Source organism: Paenibacillus ottowii, from assembly GCF_050516475.1.
GTDB classification, from domain to species: domain Bacteria; phylum Bacillota; class Bacilli; order Paenibacillales; family Paenibacillaceae; genus Paenibacillus; species Paenibacillus ottowii.
In genome coordinates this window covers 3212881-3227470 of sequence record NZ_CP191577.1, presented here as the reverse complement: position 1 = coordinate 3227470, position 14590 = coordinate 3212881, and the positions used below count along the sequence as shown (strand labels likewise).

Here is a 14590-nt window from a genome sequence, read left to right as displayed (position 1 = left end):
AGCATTTCTGACTGCTGCTCATGTGGTCGGGAATGCTTTTTTTTTCGTTTTACGTAGGTTCATACGATTTAACCAGATAGAGGGGGAAATGTGGAATGATAAGCAATCGTAATAGGCGTTCGTGGTTTATATGTACAGGATTGGTGCTGCTGCTGACAGTTATGGCTCTATCGGGATGTGGCACAGCCACCAAGACGGAGGATCGGTCGGGCAAGGGTGAGAACTCTTCTGCACAACAGACTAAAGCAGATAAAAAGTTGGTGATGGCGTATACGTGGAAACCATCAGGGGTTGATCCGCATGGGGACAATAGCTGGGACGTGATGCGTTCTGGTGCTGGTGAGACACTGATTCGGTTGAATGAAAAGCTGGAGCCTGTGGCTTGGCTAGCCAAGGAATGGAAGCAGGAAAGTCCTACGGTCTGGACGTTCAGCTTGCAGGATAAGGTCACGTTTCATGACGGAAAAAGGATGGATGCAGCAAGTGTAAAAGCATCTTTGCTGCGCTCTATTGAGAAAAGCCATCTAGCAAAGGATTTACTTGATGTGAAGTCCATTGAGGCCAGCGGGCCGCTGACGCTAAAAATTACAACAAACCAGCCGAATGCAGCGCTGGCATCCAATCTGGCTGATCCCTCAACGATCGTGCTGGACGTGGCATCCATGAAAGATGAGCAGAGCTACCCTGCGATGACAGGTGCCTTTAAAATCAAAGCCTTCAACAAGGATCAGTCCCTGGTCGTCGAGCGTTATGACGGATATTGGGGTGAAAAGGCGCGATTGGCTGAAGCGACGATGAAATTCATTACAGACGGTAATTCGCGCCTGATGGCGCTGCAATCCGGTGAGGTGGATGTAGCGACGGATATTCCGGTAGATAACGCGGAGGTACTGAAAAAGGACGATAAGCTACAAGTGCTGTCGGCTCCGTCCTTGCGTACCCATATGATTGTATATAACATGGAATCGCCTATATTCAAGGATGTGACCAACCGTAAGGTGGTGGACAGTCTGATTCCGCGCGCATCCATTGTGAGCGCTGTTATGAGGGGTTTCGGTACGGAAGCAAGCAGTCCGTTTCCGAGTATTCTTTCTTTCGGAAAAGTTGAGCGTAAAGCGCTAGACGGAACGGCGGAGCAGCTGTTGACCAAGGATGGCTGGCAGAAAGATGCCCAAGGCACATGGTCCAAGCAGGGCAAGCCATTCGAGGTTACACTGCTGACTTTCCCTCAGCGTCCGGAGCTATCTGTTATGGCTGAAGTGATCCAGAGCCAATTGCTGAATGAGGGATTCCAGGTCAAGATTCGCAAGGTGGAAAATATCGATGAGGCATTGACCAAAAACGATTGGGATTTTGCTATGTACAGCATGCTCACGGCCCATACAGGGGAGCCGCAGTATTTTATGGACATGTTCTATTCCTCTACAAGTAAATCTAATGTAAGCCGCTATGTTTCCAAACCGCTGGAGAATATTCTTCACAGCCTGAAGCTGGCAAAGGATACCGCACAGCGAGATGCGGTAACACTGCAAGCGCTGAATATCATCAATACAGATTTGCCGCAGTCGTTTATTGTGCACCCTGACAATGTGTTTGGCGTGAAAAAAGGGGTAGAGGGCTTTACGCCGCATCCGATCGAGTATTACTACATTACAGCGCAATCCGATATTGCGGAATAACGAGCTACGTATCCTATGATCCGTTTTATACTGGAACGTGTGGCGCAGCTGCCCATCATTGTATTCATTGTATCCACGCTGACTTTTGTGTTGATGAGGCTGGCCCCTGGTGACCCTGCTACCATTTTGCTCACCGCGCATAATGTTCCTGCTTCAGAGGAGGCGTTAACGGCGCTGCGGGAAGAACTGGGCTTGAATGAGCCGCTTCATATTCAATATATGAACTGGCTGCGGGATGTGTTTACGGGACAATGGGGAACCTCGTATGTATCCAAGGAGTCGGTGCTCAACGAACTGTGGAGCAGACTGCCTGCTACGGTGGAGCTAGCTTTGGCTGGCTTTACCGTCATGACGGTGCTTACGCTTGGGATGGGGCTGGCCGCCTCGTTAAAGGTGAGCGGTCCACTGGACCGTCTGGGCAGGCTGTTCGCCTTGCTGGGATCGTCGATCCCTTCTTTTTGGCTTGGTTTTCTATTAATCTACCTATTTTCCGTTCACCTGGGCTGGCTCCCATCGATGGGAAGGGAGGACTGGACACATTTAATACTCCCGGCGCTGACGCTGGGTGCAGGATTGGGAACGGTGCAAGCTCGTGTATTGCGTGCTCAAATGCTGGAGCTGGGTGATCGGAACTTTGTGAAAGCAGCGAGGGCTCGGGGTTTTTCACGTATGCATATTCTCTTTTTTGAGCTATTTAAACATGCCGTGCTGCCCATGATTACGCTGTTGGGTACGAATCTATCATTTATGCTGGCAGGTAACGTCATCGTAGAGACTATTTTTTCATGGCCAGGGTTGGGCAAGTATTTTATAGATGCGATTACGCAGCGGGATTACCCAGTCATTCAGGGATATGTTATGTTTGCCGCATTTTTAATTGTAGGTGTTCAGTGCTTGGTGGATGTGGTCCAGACAATGATAGATCCGAGGCTGCGTTTGCGTTAAGGGGGAAGCTGAAAATGAAAAAGATACGGCTTTCCTGTAGAGGAAGCTTGCTGGCAGGGGGCGCGCTGTTTGGCTTGATCGTGCTGCTCGGAGTGCTGGCTCCATGGGCTGCTCCTCATGATCCTCTGCATGTGGACCTTCTGAACCGTTTGGCACCACCGAGCCGGAAATATCCTTTTGGTACGGACCATCTGGGTCGGGATGTGCTGTCACGGCTCATTTACGGGATTCGAACGAGCGTGCTAATCGCATGTGCGATTACGGTAGCTACTCTGTTCATCAGTCTGCCCATAGGCTTGCTCATAGGTTATGTGCGCGGACGCGTGGATCAGGTGATTATGCGGGGGATCGACGGCGTACTGGCTTTTCCCGATATTATTGTAAGTGTGGCGATTGTGGGTATTTTGGGACCAGGTTTCGTCAACATGACCTTAGCGATTATTGCAGTCCGATGGGCGGGATATGTCCGATTTATCCGTAGTTTGGTTCAAAAAGCCTGCCAGGAGGACTATGTACGATATGCACGTTTGTCCGGCAATTCACATGTGCGCATACTGAGACGTTATGTATTGCCACAAGTATGGCCGCAAATGTTGGTTTATGCGGTATGGGATATCGGACGCGTGGTGTTAATGATCGCCGGGCTCTCTTTTCTCGGACTGGGCGTACAGCCGCCCAAGCCAGAGTGGGGTGTGATGCTGCATGATGCAACTTCGTATTTTCAGGTGGCTCCGCATGTTATGATTTTCCCGGGCTTGGCGATTATGCTGTTTGTACTTGCCTGCCAGCTTCTGGGTGACCATTTTTCGGAAAAGGAGGCAGCGAAATAGTGGAGAAGCGACCAGCGACGGGGCGGAAGGACACGATAGAGCAAGCGTACATGCAAAAACCGTTGTTACACGTGGAACATTTGGAAATTTGCCAGACAGGTGTAAGAACAAGTGAAAGCAAGCCGCTACTAAGAGATGTGAACTTTTCCGTGTACCCAAGGGAAATTGTAGCCCTGACTGGACCAAGTGGATGCGGTAAGAGCCTGACCGCACACGCAATCGCGGGTATGTTGGACCCAGGGGTTGGTGTTACGCAAGGATGTATCTACTATAACGGGGAGGACATCATCCCGTTCCATGAACAGCGCTGGCAAAGACTGCGCCGTGAGGATATTGCTCTGCTCATTCAGCAATCGCTGAGCGGGCTGAATCCGATCCGTACCGTCCGCGCGCAGCTGACGGATACGCTTAGACTGCACGGGCGGCGCCAAGTGCACGCCCAGAGGGAGCGTGGGCAAGCTGATGCTGCCTCGTCCCACATTGTCTCACAGCAGCCCCAATCACAGGGCGTAATGTCACGGATGCGGCAGGTGCTAAACCGTGCCACGGAGCTGGCTGGAGGCCGCCCTACTCTAGAGCAGGAAGCTTATTTGCATTCTCTGCTCCGCAAGGTCGGTTTTGCCGATCCCGAGCATATTCTGTCATCCTATCCTTTTGAACTAAGCGGAGGTATGTGCCAAAGGGTCCTGCTGGCTGCCATGTTAAGCTCTGGTCCGCGTCTCTTTATTGCCGACGAGCCTACTACAGCGCTGGATGTAATCAACCGCGACAAAATTCTGACATTGCTGTTACAGTTGAGAGCGGATTTCGATCTCACGATTTTGTTAATTTCGCATGATCGCCAAGGGATAAGCCGTATAGCAGATCGGGTGCTGGAGATGACCCCGGAAGGAAGGGTGCAACCGTAATGCTGGAATTGAAAAACGTCACCAAAGCTTATCCTGTCCGCAGACGAAGAAAAGGCTGGTTCCACGCGGGGCAGGATGAGCAGCAGGCTATAAAGAAATTAAGTCTGGAGTTACGACAGGGAGAATGCCTGGGATTGGTTGGAGAAAGTGGAAGTGGCAAAAGCACGCTAGCGCAGTGTATCCTGGGGCTGGAGTCGTTGACCTCGGGGGAGATCTGGCTTGATCATCAGCCCATACATACCAGAAGGATGAAAGATATTCATCTGTACAAACGAATCCAGTTGGTTGCGCAGGACTCGGCCTCCTCACTGCATCCCCGTATGACCATTCAAGATATTTTAATGGAACCCATCCGTAACTATTTCCCTGAGCGAAAAGCAAGGGCACTGGATATCTGCCTTTCCCTGCTGGAATCGGTAGGGTTGGAGGCTGACAACCTGGGGAAATATCCCACACAGCTAAGTGGTGGGCAAAAACAGCGGGTATGCATTGCCCGGGCGCTGGCGGTTGAACCTGAAATCATCCTGTTCGATGAATCCGTGGCCAATCTGGATGCGACCACCCAGTCCTCTGTGCTGGACATGCTCAAAAGAATGCAGCTCGAACGTCAGCTGTCCTATCTTTTTATCACCCATGATCTTCAATCTACCCGCACGTTCTGTGATCGTGTGGCCGTTATGGTTCAGGGAGAGATCGTGGAAATATTCAAAGAATGGGATGAAGACTGTTTGCAGCATGAATACACGCGAATGCTGTTTCAAACGTTGGCACATCCAGCAGACCGTCTTCCGCTTCATGGATAACAATTGTCCCGGAAGGGGCTCTTTTTGTACAGCGTCTGGTTAGATATTCGAAATGAAATTAGCTGTTGTATTATTTAAATAACTCGTTATAATATAAAATCATAGTAAATTACTTGGATTTTAAAAGGGGATGTCACTTATGAAGAAATCTGCTTGGGTAGCAGCGATTGGCCTATCTCTTGTGTTATTAACAGGTGCCTTGAGTGGATGCTCCTCGAAGGAAGCGGCATCGGGGGATAAGGTACTCTATGTAGGGACACAAAATGACTACCCGCCGTTTGCCTTTACGAATGATAAAAATGAGCTGACCGGATACGATGTGGAAGTTATTAAGGAAATTGACAAGAAGCTGGACGGCTATAAGATTGAATTTGTACCTTCGGGCTGGGATGCAATATTCCTTGCACTGGATGCGAATAAAGTTCAGATCATCGCAGATGAAGTTGCCAAAAACCCTGAACGTGAGAAGAAGTATCTGTTCTCGGATGAGTCCTATTTCTCCGCTCAGTCGGTTATTATTGTGAAAAAGGGTAGAACGGATATCCACTCCCTCAAGGATTTGGAAGGTAAGAAGGTAGCCGCCTCGGTGGGCGATTCCTATACGCAGTTGCTGGAACAGTATAATGCGAAGCACGGGAACAAAATTATTTTGAAATATAATGATACAGGCACTTCATCCGATAACCTTCAAGACGTGCAAAATGGCCGAGTGGATGCTTATGTGAATGACCCAGTGATGACGGCAGCAACGATCAAGAAGGAAGGCTTGCAGGTGGAAGCTGTCGGCGAGCCGGTACAAAGCGATAACATTAACCTGGTGTTCAAAAAGGATAAGCAGGGTGAGGAGCTAAAAGCTAAAATCGACCCGATTATTAAAGAGCTTAAAACCGACGGAACACTGAAAAAATTGTCTGAGCAGTGGACGGGCGGGGAATTTATTCCTCAGTAATCACAATGTAAAGGGTAAAGTGGGGTTCCTATGGAAAAGCTGTTTGATTTAGATTATATGCTGAAAAGCCTTCCCCAGATCGTGGAGTATCTCCCCGTTACATTATGGATTGCATTTGTCTCCATGCTGCTGGGTGCGATCATTGGATTAGCTACGGCCTTAATTCGGATATACAAGGTGCCTGTCTTGGCACCATTGTCTACGTTGTATGTCTCGTATATCCGGGGAACACCGCTCATTGTGCAGTTGTTTCTCGTATATTACGGAATACCGAAGTTTTTGTATTATTTTCAGAACGAGTATGGATTCTTGCAGCAATTCAATGTCTACGTCATTCCGCCCGAGCTGTTTGCATTGCTTTCATTTTCGTTGAACCTGGGAGGATATTTGTCGGAGACGTTCCGGTCAGCGATTCATTCGGTCGATCGGGGGCAATTTGAGGCTGCCAATTCCATTGGCATGAGCCAAACACAGATTATGCTCAAAATTGTATTGCCGCAGGCGCTAACGGTGGCTTTGCCCAATTTGGGGAACACGCTGATCAGCACAGTGAAGGACACGTCCTTTATTTTTATGATTGGTGTCGTCGATATGATGGGACAGGCTAAAATTATGGGCGCGCGAGCGCTGGCTTTTTTCGAGGTCTATGTTGCGGTGTCTTTGATCTACTGGCTGGTGTGCATCATTATTGAGCGCGGGCTTGTTGTGCTGGAAAAGCGTATTCGAATATACGAAAGAAGTGAGTAAGGGTATGATTCAACTTCATCAAATTCATAAGCATTTTGGGCAGCATCATGTATTAAAGGGCATAGACCTGACGGTAGGCAAGGGAGAAGTTGTGGTCATCCTGGGGCCAAGCGGATCGGGGAAGTCTACACTGCTGCGCAGCATTAATTTTTTGGAACAGCCGACCAGCGGTATCATTGAAATTGACGGTCTGAAGGTAGACGCGGCCAAGGCTGGAAAAAAGGACATTCTCGGACTGCGGATGGCAACGGCAATGGTATTTCAGCAATATCAGCTGTTTAAAAATTTGAACGCACTCCACAATGTGATGATTGGTCTGACTAGCGTGAAAAAGATGGATCGCAAGCAGGCGAGGGAGATCAGTGAAGGCATTTTGGAAAAGGTCGGGTTAAAGGATCGTATGACCTATTATCCTGCCCAGCTTTCGGGCGGACAGCAGCAACGTGTGGCGATTGCCCGGGCTTTAGCGCTGAATCCACAGGTGTTATTGTTCGATGAGCCGACATCCTCTCTTGATCCTGAGCTGGTGGATGAAGTGCTGTCCGTGATTCAAAAGGTGGCGAGTGAAGGCAATACGATGATTATTGTCACGCATGAGCTTGGTTTTGCGAGGGATGTAGCCGATCGGGTCGTGCTGATGGAGCATGGTACGATCGTAGAACAGGGGCCAGTGGAGCAGTTTTTTAATCATCCGAAGGAAGAACGGACACGGCAATTCCTGGGCAAAGCTTTGGGGCAAAGAACGTTACAGGAGCAACCAGCATCGTCATAAAGTACGTGAATGGGTTTAAAGGTATGTACAGTGCTGTAGATTCATTGCAGCTATCGTAAAAAGCACGCTAGACAAGTCGCGGGAGGTGGGAAAGCCGGCGCTTGTTTGTCGTGCTTTTTTAGCCTTGCATTCAAAATCCTTTTCTTTAGCAAAGTAGCTAATCACCCTTATTCATGATAAATTCTAAGAACAATAAAGTGAAGTTGTAATCGGGAAGGAACATTGGCATATGAAAAAGGTTCTGTTCATTAATACCGGAGGAACAATCTCCTCTTCCTATCAGGAAAACGGCCTGACTCCGACCCAATCGGCTGAAAATATTTTGGCTGAAATTCCGGAGCTTCAGGAAATTTGCGAGATTGATGCCTGCAATCTGATGAGTATTGATAGCACCAATACACAACCAGAGGATTGGGCTTCCATCGCCCGGATGGTACATCGCTCGCTCGATCAATACGACGGTATTGTTATTGCCCATGGCACGGATACGATGGCTTATACGGCTTCAGCCCTGAGCTTCATGTTGGGCACTGTAGACAAACCCGTCGTTGTGACAGGTTCGCAGGTTTCTATTTTGGCGGAGCACAGTGATTCCAAAAAAAATGTAATCGACTCATTCCTGACTGCATGTGGCGAGGTGGCAGGGGTTTTTGTCGTGTTTAATGGCAAAATTATCAATGGCAGCCGCAGCTCGAAAATCAGAACACGCAGCTATAACGCTTTTGAGAGTATTAACTATCCGTATATCGGCCTCGTGGAGAACGGCAAGGTGGTCTATACGGAGGGCGTATTTGCAAATCGTGGTACTGTTCGTCACCCCTACAATGACGGGTATGCTTCTGAGGTATTTCTGCTCAGGCTGATTCCGGGTACGAATCCGGCGATTTTCGATGCTATTCAGAGCTTGGGCTATAAAGGTATCGTTATTGAGGGCTTTGGCATGGGGGGCGTGCCTTTTAAAGAAAGAAGCCTGATTAGTAAAATCGAAGAGCTGATGAAGGACGGTATGAGTATTGTCGTCACCACTCAATGTCCTTATGAGGGCGGGGATTTGACGATTTATGAGGTGGGGCAGAAGGTACTGGAGAAGGGTGTTATTCCAGGGTATGACATGACAACAGAAGCGCTGGTGACGAAGATGATGTGGGCGTTGGGTCAGACGACTGACCCGGCCGTGGTAGCCAAGATTATGGCAACGAACTACGCGGACGAAGTGTCCCTGCCTGCGGATACAGCTTCCTTATAGGAAGCTGACTTCCGTAGATACCAGCTACATACCGGCTAACGCCGAGTCTGCTCTAACCTATTTTTAATCTCAATGGCCATTTCCAGTGCTTGTACGGCCGACTCCAATGGAATCAGACATTCTGCTACGTTTAGCTCCTCTTTCAATTTTTGCAGCTTAGTTTCGTTCCTTCCAAATATAATGAGTCTGTTTACCTTGGGATGGTTGTTTAACAATGAGGCATGATACGCGCCGAATCCGGTCCCCAAAATTCCAATATTCATCATCCATTACACCCCTTTACTTCTATGATACACACCTAATACTGCCAACAGGGTGTCAACAATCTTTGCATCATCTTTTCATTTCAGGTTAACCATCTATTGTGGAGGTATGATTGTGAGACTGCATCGTTTAATCGCGATTTTATTATGTATCGAATCTAGAGGGAGAATGAAGGCCAAGGAATTGGCGTTGGCACTGGAAACCTCTGTACGCTCCATTTACAGAGATATCGACCTTCTGGCTGAGGCCGGAGTTCCGATTGTTACCGCATCCGGCCCGAAGGGCGGAATTTATTTAATGGAGGGTTATACGGCGAACCTGAAAAATTTGAATGGCGGGGATGTCATTCAGTTGTATTTAACGGGGATGGGCATATATACAGGCGGGTCCACGGAATCGGGTTTGAAGTTAAAAAATACGCTGCTCAAACTGGAACAGACAATGCCGGCCCCCTATCAGTCTGATATTCAAAAAGCCAAAGCGCGGTTTTATTTTGATGATACACCGTGGTGGACGGAACGTGTCGGGATTCCTTGCCTAGAAGCCGTGAGGGCCGCAGTGTGGGGGTCTTATAAGGTAACAATTCAATATGAGAAGCCTGACGGCTCTTGCACTTCTCGCCATGTTCATCCCTATGGGCTTGTGGTGAAAAAAGGAGATTGGTATCTGATTGCCTTTTGTGAAGTCGGACAGGAGATTCGGACCTTTAAGTGTGAGCGAATTACGGAGGTTCAGCCGTCTGCCGAAGTCTTTGAGGTTCCTGAGGACTTTTCACTGGAATATTATTGGACCAGTCAAGAAAGCGCTTTTAAGCAGCTTTGTAGAGAGAAAGAATACTATCCTGTTCTGATCCGGACAACTAGGAAGCAAGCTGGAATTCTAGCGAAAAGAATGGAAATTATCCAGTCTGTACAGGAAGGCGGTCACTTCATTTTGACTGTCAACATGTATAGCTATGAAGCGGCCTGCCGCGATGCTATGGAATGGATCGGCCGGGGTGAAATCGTGGAGCCTGCAACACTCCGACAGTTTGTGAAGGAGGAAATTAGCCGACTCCAGAAGCTGTATGTATGAATTTAGACAGGATAGATTCACACTTTCTTTAGAATCAGACTTCTTCGGTATTACTTGTATCTTTGAATTCTGGAGTTGTTATTTTTAAGAATATTTGTTCAAGTGTTTTGTTGGAATTAAATTTCTGTCTCAATTCCTTTATAGTTCCTGAGAATAATAGCTCCCCCTTGTCTAAAACTGCTATCAGGTCGCACAAATTCTCAGCAACGTCCAGAACATGCGTAGAGAAAAACACGGAATTTCCTTGCTGTACGTGTTTTTTCATGAGTTTTTTTAATTCATACATTGCTTGAGGATCAAGGCCTGTCATGGGCTCGTCTAAAATTAACACTTTTGGGCTATGAATAAGTGCTCCGATAATTAATATTTTTTGTTTCATTCCGTGTGAGTACGACTTAATAGGCTGTTGCAAATACTGATTCATTCCAAATCTAACAGACAGATCTTGAATGATAGCACGCCTTGCTACACTGGAAACTTCATAGATATCGGCCATGAAGTTTAAGTATGATATTCCTTTTACTTGTAAAAAGATATCATGGTTATCGGGGACGTATCCGAATTGTTTCTTAGCTTCAAGAGGGTGAGTACTTATGTTATGACCGTTAATAAGGATTTTTCCTTGGTCAGGTTTTGCAATACCTGTAAGCATTTTTAGGGTAGTTGTCTTACCTGCACCATTAGGACCCAGCAAGCCCAACAGCTCACCCGGATTTATTTTTAAATTTAGATCCCTTATTGCATACTTTTGCTTGCCATAGCTCTTGGACACATCATTAAATTCGATCATGTAATCTCCACCTTTTGGATTTGGTTTATCTACTAGATGATCATGAATCCAGCATCGCTTCAAATTTTTGTTGCCCCACAGTTCTAATATGAGTGTATAGTCCAAAGTTTATAGCAAGCGTCCCTCCCATACATAGAAGGATTGCTGTGATCCATGAAGTATTTTCAATAAAAGAAAAGGACATTACTAGAATGAACATGCACACAGCATATAAATTGGTGATGAGAAGATTCCAATTGTTTTTAACTAGCAGAGCCTCGCTATCCCAATACAGCTTTGGATGATTTAAATCCGTAATTATACCCAACATAGCACCGGATAATGAGCAGAGAATAAGTATAGAAACTGCAAAAAAAGAGATTACTAACGATAGTTTGAATACCAGTATGACAATCACTAATAGGAGTATCGACGGCACGGCCAGCAATATAGCGCTGGCATATACACGATACATGATCTGATCAATAAATCGAATAGGAATAAATTTGCAATTCATCAAACGAAGCCCATCTTTAGAAAAAGAAATCGCGGCCGGATAGTTTTGACCAACTTGCAGGTAAATAACGGCGGCTACCACATATACTGCCCTTGCGGTATAAGTATCTTCCACTCCCTGAAGTACTGGCACTAATTCCACGAAGGGAGGGAATTGGGACCCGAGAATAGCTAAGATGATTGCAGGCCATAATGAATTTTTAATAATACAATTGATTAGGAGAACAGGAGTTTTTATGTAAGACCTAATTTCATTTATGATGTAGGCGTGTGCAGGTTTAAGGGTTTTTGGATTACGAAGAACAGTATGCTTTTTTTTTATGGTACTCTCAGATATCCCGACTATTCCTTTGAAATACAATGTTTCTCCTGCAATAATAAACAATAAAACAAAAATAAAACAAATTCCTATAATAGAAAAGGAATAGATGGGGTTTTGGTATCGGAAGAAGCTATTCCTAATTAAATACAAGGCATCACTTGAAAATGGATGCTTCTCCATAAGAGCATGAGAGTTAAGTAATTTTCTTACTAGAACAGGCGAGATTAACATCATTACGGAAGCTGTAATGTGTACCAACCCTTTGTATTTGCTCATATTGACAAATCTCATTATAAAGAAGCAAAAGAGGGAAATAAGGACAAGAGGAGGTATCGGCAAGATAAGGAACAATAGCAACCCATTCAAATAGAATAAAAAGTCAGGCTGGTGCTTTACTCCATATAAAATCATAGAGGCACTCATTCCGATAAGATAAAAAACATATTGACCTGCAAGTATGATAAGCATTCTGGAACTTAGAATGTGTATAGGTTTTAGTGGTAACGGTAAGAGTATTTCTATATCTTTTGAAAAGTAAAATAGAGTGAAGATGTGAGCAGACCCAAAGATTAGCGAAAAACTAATCATAATCATGAAGACTTGACTCAAAAGCTGCTCTTCAAGTCCAAGTTTAATTGCATGATTATAAATTTCCATAATATGATCTCCAGCAGCAAACAGTACTAGTAATAAGCTAGCGAAAATCAGAAGAAGAATCATAAAAGCAACATTCTTTTTGCTGAAACGTTCAAAAAAAACACTATTTTTAATTTGTATTTTCACTAAGTATATAATTTTATTCATAATTACTCCCTAATCATACGGTATTATGGATCAGAGAACTACTCAGAGAACTACTTTAGTAAGGTTTAAATATTGATAAAGATTAGAACTATATCAGTAATTAAAGCGACAACGTTCAGTAAGATTAGAGTGACGGTGGTTTTCCCTGTCAGCTTAGTTAAAACAGATCCTATAATTTGGATACTAGGTAATACAACTAGAAAACCTAGTTTGGATATGTAATTATCGAAATTTCCCGATCGTTGATGTATGCCAACTTGATCAGGTAAATAAGGGTAAGCAATAATATTAATTAGTAATGTAATTACAATCAGACCTAGGACGATATAAACCTCAGTATTTTTTTTCATTTTAGCCAATCTCCTGCACTTTTATTTGATCCAAATCAATGAAACGATCTGCAAAATTGGTTATTCCGATATCGTGAGTTATGATAATAACTGTGGAGTGCTGCTTTAAATCATTCATAAAATCATTAAATAATGCTCTTCCGGCTGCATCAATAAATGAAGTTGGTTCGTCCAAAATAACTATTTTGGGCTTTTTATAAATTAAACGAGCAAGAGCAATACGCTGAGCTTGTCCTCCAGAAACACTGCTGGTAATTTCGCCTATATATGTGTGTACTCCGTTAGGAAGGGCTTGAATAAATGTGGCTATCTTTGCTTTAGAGATTGCATTATTTATTTGGTCCATATAGACCTTCTCATCGCCACAAGAGATATTATCGAGTATCGACCCGCTTATTAAAAATTGATCTTGAGGTTGATAAATAATTTTTTCTCTTAATTCGTCTCTATTAAATTTACTTATAGGTTGTCCATCAATTAAAATACTGCCTGTGCCCGGCTCTAGGAAGCCAGCCATTAATTTACATAGTGTTGTTTTACCCACCCCGTTTCTCCCCACTATGACTGTGATGCAATTGGGTTGAATGTTAAAGGATAAATCTTTAATTATTAGCTCATTACTATATCCAAAACTAATTTTATCAACTTGGAGACTACCATCTTGAATAACTAATTGTTTATTTTCTAATTCAGTATTTACCTCATTTTCATAATTATAATATTCCAAAACTCTATTGAAACTTGTCTTAATATCCTGTAGTTTGATAAGGCTTGTTACGATAGACTCAATTCGGGGATATAACATCCCTGTGATCATTAAAAAGGCCATTAATGTGCCGATTGTCATTGTCTTATCAATTACCGCCTGGCCCCCAAACCATAATATTAAATATACCCATCCATTATTAATGAACATGGAAGTTGAACTCATGATATTGGAAACTACAGATGTTCTAACATTTAGTTTTTCTAATTCATCTAGCTTGGAATTTGCTCTGCGGGTCATGTTCTCTTGCATGTTTATACCTTTTAGCAGATTGATGCTTCTAAAAAATTCAATTAAGTATCCAGAAAAATCTTGATACTTTTCTTTCTGAAGTTTGTAGTATTTAATTACAATGACTCTAATTCTAGTTACAATAAATAACTGTAATAATAATAATCCATAGACAATTACACTCAATAACATACTCCACTTTAATAGAACACCGCCTAAACCCAATAAAATAAGTATATCTGAGGGCATTGAAATAAATACGATACTATAGAAACTAACTACTGAATCTACATCATTTAAAATCCTGTAATTGATGTCACCGCTTTTATTGAATAAAAAGAAGGTTTCATTGTAGTTTTGTATTTTGTTAATCAGTCTTAACTTGATTTTTTTATTGATATTATTCGTAGCCTTTGACATCAAGTAGTTAGAAAATATACTCGATATACAAAGAGTTACCAAGGCAAGAACTGATATAATTATAAAAGTTACTAACCTGTCTGAGTTATTGCTGCTAAGTGCATTGTCAATGAGATACCTTGTTAGGAAGGGGGATATTGAATTTGTTAAGAAAAATATCATATATATCAAAAAACTAATGACAAGGAAGCTAAT

14 protein-coding genes and 1 pseudogene are annotated in these 14590 nt (G+C 44.2%); 10 read left to right on the top strand and 5 right to left on the bottom strand.

The genetic code is table 11. The annotated features are described in order from the left end of the window. Positions 1 to 95 precede the first annotated feature (95 nt). The 9 genes from ACQQ6X_RS14975 to ACQQ6X_RS14935 all read left to right on the top strand — a co-directional run bounded on the left by ACQQ6X_RS14975 (position 96) and on the right by ACQQ6X_RS14935 (position 8879). Entirely contained in the window at positions 96 to 1679 is a 1584-nt protein-coding gene (locus tag ACQQ6X_RS14975; RefSeq protein WP_305165979.1) for an ABC transporter substrate-binding protein, read from the top strand. A gap of 15 nt (positions 1680 to 1694) precedes the next feature. Continuing rightward, the gene (nikB, locus tag ACQQ6X_RS14970; protein WP_305165978.1) at positions 1695 to 2624 is read left to right on the top strand and encodes a nickel ABC transporter permease; all 930 of its coding nucleotides are present in this window, start codon (positions 1695 to 1697) and stop codon (positions 2622 to 2624) included. A gap of 14 nt (positions 2625 to 2638) precedes the next feature. Beyond that, positions 2639 to 3454 carry a nickel transporter permease gene (gene nikC / locus ACQQ6X_RS14965; RefSeq protein WP_305165977.1) on the top strand — a complete coding sequence of 272 codons (816 nt, stop codon included), beginning with the start codon at positions 2639 to 2641 and terminating at the stop codon, positions 3452 to 3454. Further along, positions 3454 to 4362, top strand: coding sequence for an ATP-binding cassette domain-containing protein (locus ACQQ6X_RS14960; protein ID WP_305165976.1), 909 nt, complete (start codon positions 3454 to 3456; stop codon positions 4360 to 4362). Before nikC ends, ACQQ6X_RS14960 begins: the two co-directional genes overlap by 1 nt. Beyond that, a complete protein-coding gene (locus tag ACQQ6X_RS14955; RefSeq protein ID WP_305165975.1) occupies positions 4362 to 5165 on the top strand; it encodes an ABC transporter ATP-binding protein in 804 nt (267 codons plus the stop codon). The genes ACQQ6X_RS14960 and ACQQ6X_RS14955 overlap by 1 nt, the downstream gene beginning before the upstream one ends. A 139-nt stretch (positions 5166 to 5304) precedes the next feature. After that, the gene (locus ACQQ6X_RS14950) at positions 5305 to 6114 is read left to right on the top strand and encodes a transporter substrate-binding domain-containing protein (protein ID WP_149034769.1); all 810 of its coding nucleotides are present in this window, start codon (positions 5305 to 5307) and stop codon (positions 6112 to 6114) included. Positions 6115 to 6144: 30 nt separating this feature from the next. Then, positions 6145 to 6861 carry an amino acid ABC transporter permease gene (locus tag ACQQ6X_RS14945; protein WP_305165974.1) on the top strand — a complete coding sequence of 239 codons (717 nt, stop codon included), beginning with the start codon at positions 6145 to 6147 and terminating at the stop codon, positions 6859 to 6861. 4 nt (positions 6862 to 6865) lie between these two features. Continuing rightward, positions 6866 to 7633, top strand: coding sequence for an amino acid ABC transporter ATP-binding protein (locus tag ACQQ6X_RS14940; RefSeq protein WP_149034767.1), 768 nt, complete (start codon positions 6866 to 6868; stop codon positions 7631 to 7633). A 229-nt stretch (positions 7634 to 7862) separates the two neighbouring features. Continuing rightward, positions 7863 to 8879: an asparaginase gene (locus tag ACQQ6X_RS14935; protein ID WP_305165973.1), complete on the top strand. Its 1017-nt coding sequence runs from the start codon at positions 7863 to 7865 to the stop codon at positions 8877 to 8879. 125 nt (positions 8880 to 9004) lie between these two features. On the opposite strand, the pseudogene ACQQ6X_RS14930 reads toward ACQQ6X_RS14935, so the two are convergent. Further along, positions 9005 to 9145, bottom strand: a pseudogene (locus ACQQ6X_RS14930) (gfo/Idh/MocA family oxidoreductase); the annotation flags it as partial. A 112-nt stretch (positions 9146 to 9257) separates the two neighbouring features. Between ACQQ6X_RS14930 and ACQQ6X_RS14925 the strand changes: the two are divergent. After that, a complete protein-coding gene (locus tag ACQQ6X_RS14925) occupies positions 9258 to 10217 on the top strand; it encodes a helix-turn-helix transcriptional regulator (protein ID WP_305165972.1) in 960 nt (319 codons plus the stop codon). A gap of 34 nt (positions 10218 to 10251) precedes the next feature. On the opposite strand, the gene ACQQ6X_RS14920 is transcribed toward ACQQ6X_RS14925, so the two are convergent. The 4 genes from ACQQ6X_RS14920 to ACQQ6X_RS14905 all read right to left on the bottom strand — a co-directional run. Beyond that, positions 10252 to 11007: an ABC transporter ATP-binding protein gene (locus ACQQ6X_RS14920; protein WP_305165971.1), complete on the bottom strand. Its 756-nt coding sequence runs from the start codon at positions 11005 to 11007 to the stop codon at positions 10252 to 10254. A 40-nt stretch (positions 11008 to 11047) separates the two neighbouring features. After that, positions 11048 to 12628 (bottom strand): hypothetical protein, encoded by a 1581-nt coding sequence (locus ACQQ6X_RS14915; protein ID WP_305165970.1) that lies wholly within the window; start codon positions 12626 to 12628, stop codon positions 11048 to 11050. Between the two features lie 65 nt (positions 12629 to 12693). Further along, positions 12694 to 12978, bottom strand: a complete 285-nt coding sequence (locus tag ACQQ6X_RS14910) for a DUF1648 domain-containing protein (RefSeq protein ID WP_305165969.1) — start codon at positions 12976 to 12978, stop codon at positions 12694 to 12696. Position 12979: 1 nt separating this feature from the next. After that, on the bottom strand, positions 12980 to 14590 hold a 1611-nt coding region (locus tag ACQQ6X_RS14905), incomplete at its 5' end, for a peptidase domain-containing ABC transporter (RefSeq protein WP_430493459.1).

Bases quoted from the DNA above. Each gene is read 5' to 3' on its own strand.
- ACQQ6X_RS14940 (WP_149034767.1), top strand. From the start codon at position 6,866: ATGATTCAACTTCATCAAATTCATAAGCATTTTGGGCAGCATCATGTA.
- ACQQ6X_RS14915 (WP_305165970.1), bottom strand. From the start codon at position 12,628: ATGAATAAAATTATATACTTAGTGAAAATACAAATTAAAAATAGTGTT.
- ACQQ6X_RS14950 (WP_149034769.1), top strand. From the start codon at position 5,305: ATGAAGAAATCTGCTTGGGTAGCAGCGATTGGCCTATCTCTTGTGTTA.
- ACQQ6X_RS14945 (WP_305165974.1), top strand. From the start codon at position 6,145: ATGGAAAAGCTGTTTGATTTAGATTATATGCTGAAAAGCCTTCCCCAG.
- ACQQ6X_RS14920 (WP_305165971.1), bottom strand. From the start codon at position 11,007: ATGATCGAATTTAATGATGTGTCCAAGAGCTATGGCAAGCAAAAGTAT.
- ACQQ6X_RS14935 (WP_305165973.1), top strand. From the start codon at position 7,863: ATGAAAAAGGTTCTGTTCATTAATACCGGAGGAACAATCTCCTCTTCC.
- ACQQ6X_RS14955 (WP_305165975.1), top strand. From the start codon at position 4,362: ATGCTGGAATTGAAAAACGTCACCAAAGCTTATCCTGTCCGCAGACGA.
- nikB (WP_305165978.1), top strand. From the start codon at position 1,695: ATGATCCGTTTTATACTGGAACGTGTGGCGCAGCTGCCCATCATTGTA.
- ACQQ6X_RS14975 (WP_305165979.1), top strand. From the start codon at position 96: ATGATAAGCAATCGTAATAGGCGTTCGTGGTTTATATGTACAGGATTG.
- nikC (WP_305165977.1), top strand. From the start codon at position 2,639: ATGAAAAAGATACGGCTTTCCTGTAGAGGAAGCTTGCTGGCAGGGGGC.
- ACQQ6X_RS14910 (WP_305165969.1), bottom strand. From the start codon at position 12,978: ATGAAAAAAAATACTGAGGTTTATATCGTCCTAGGTCTGATTGTAATT.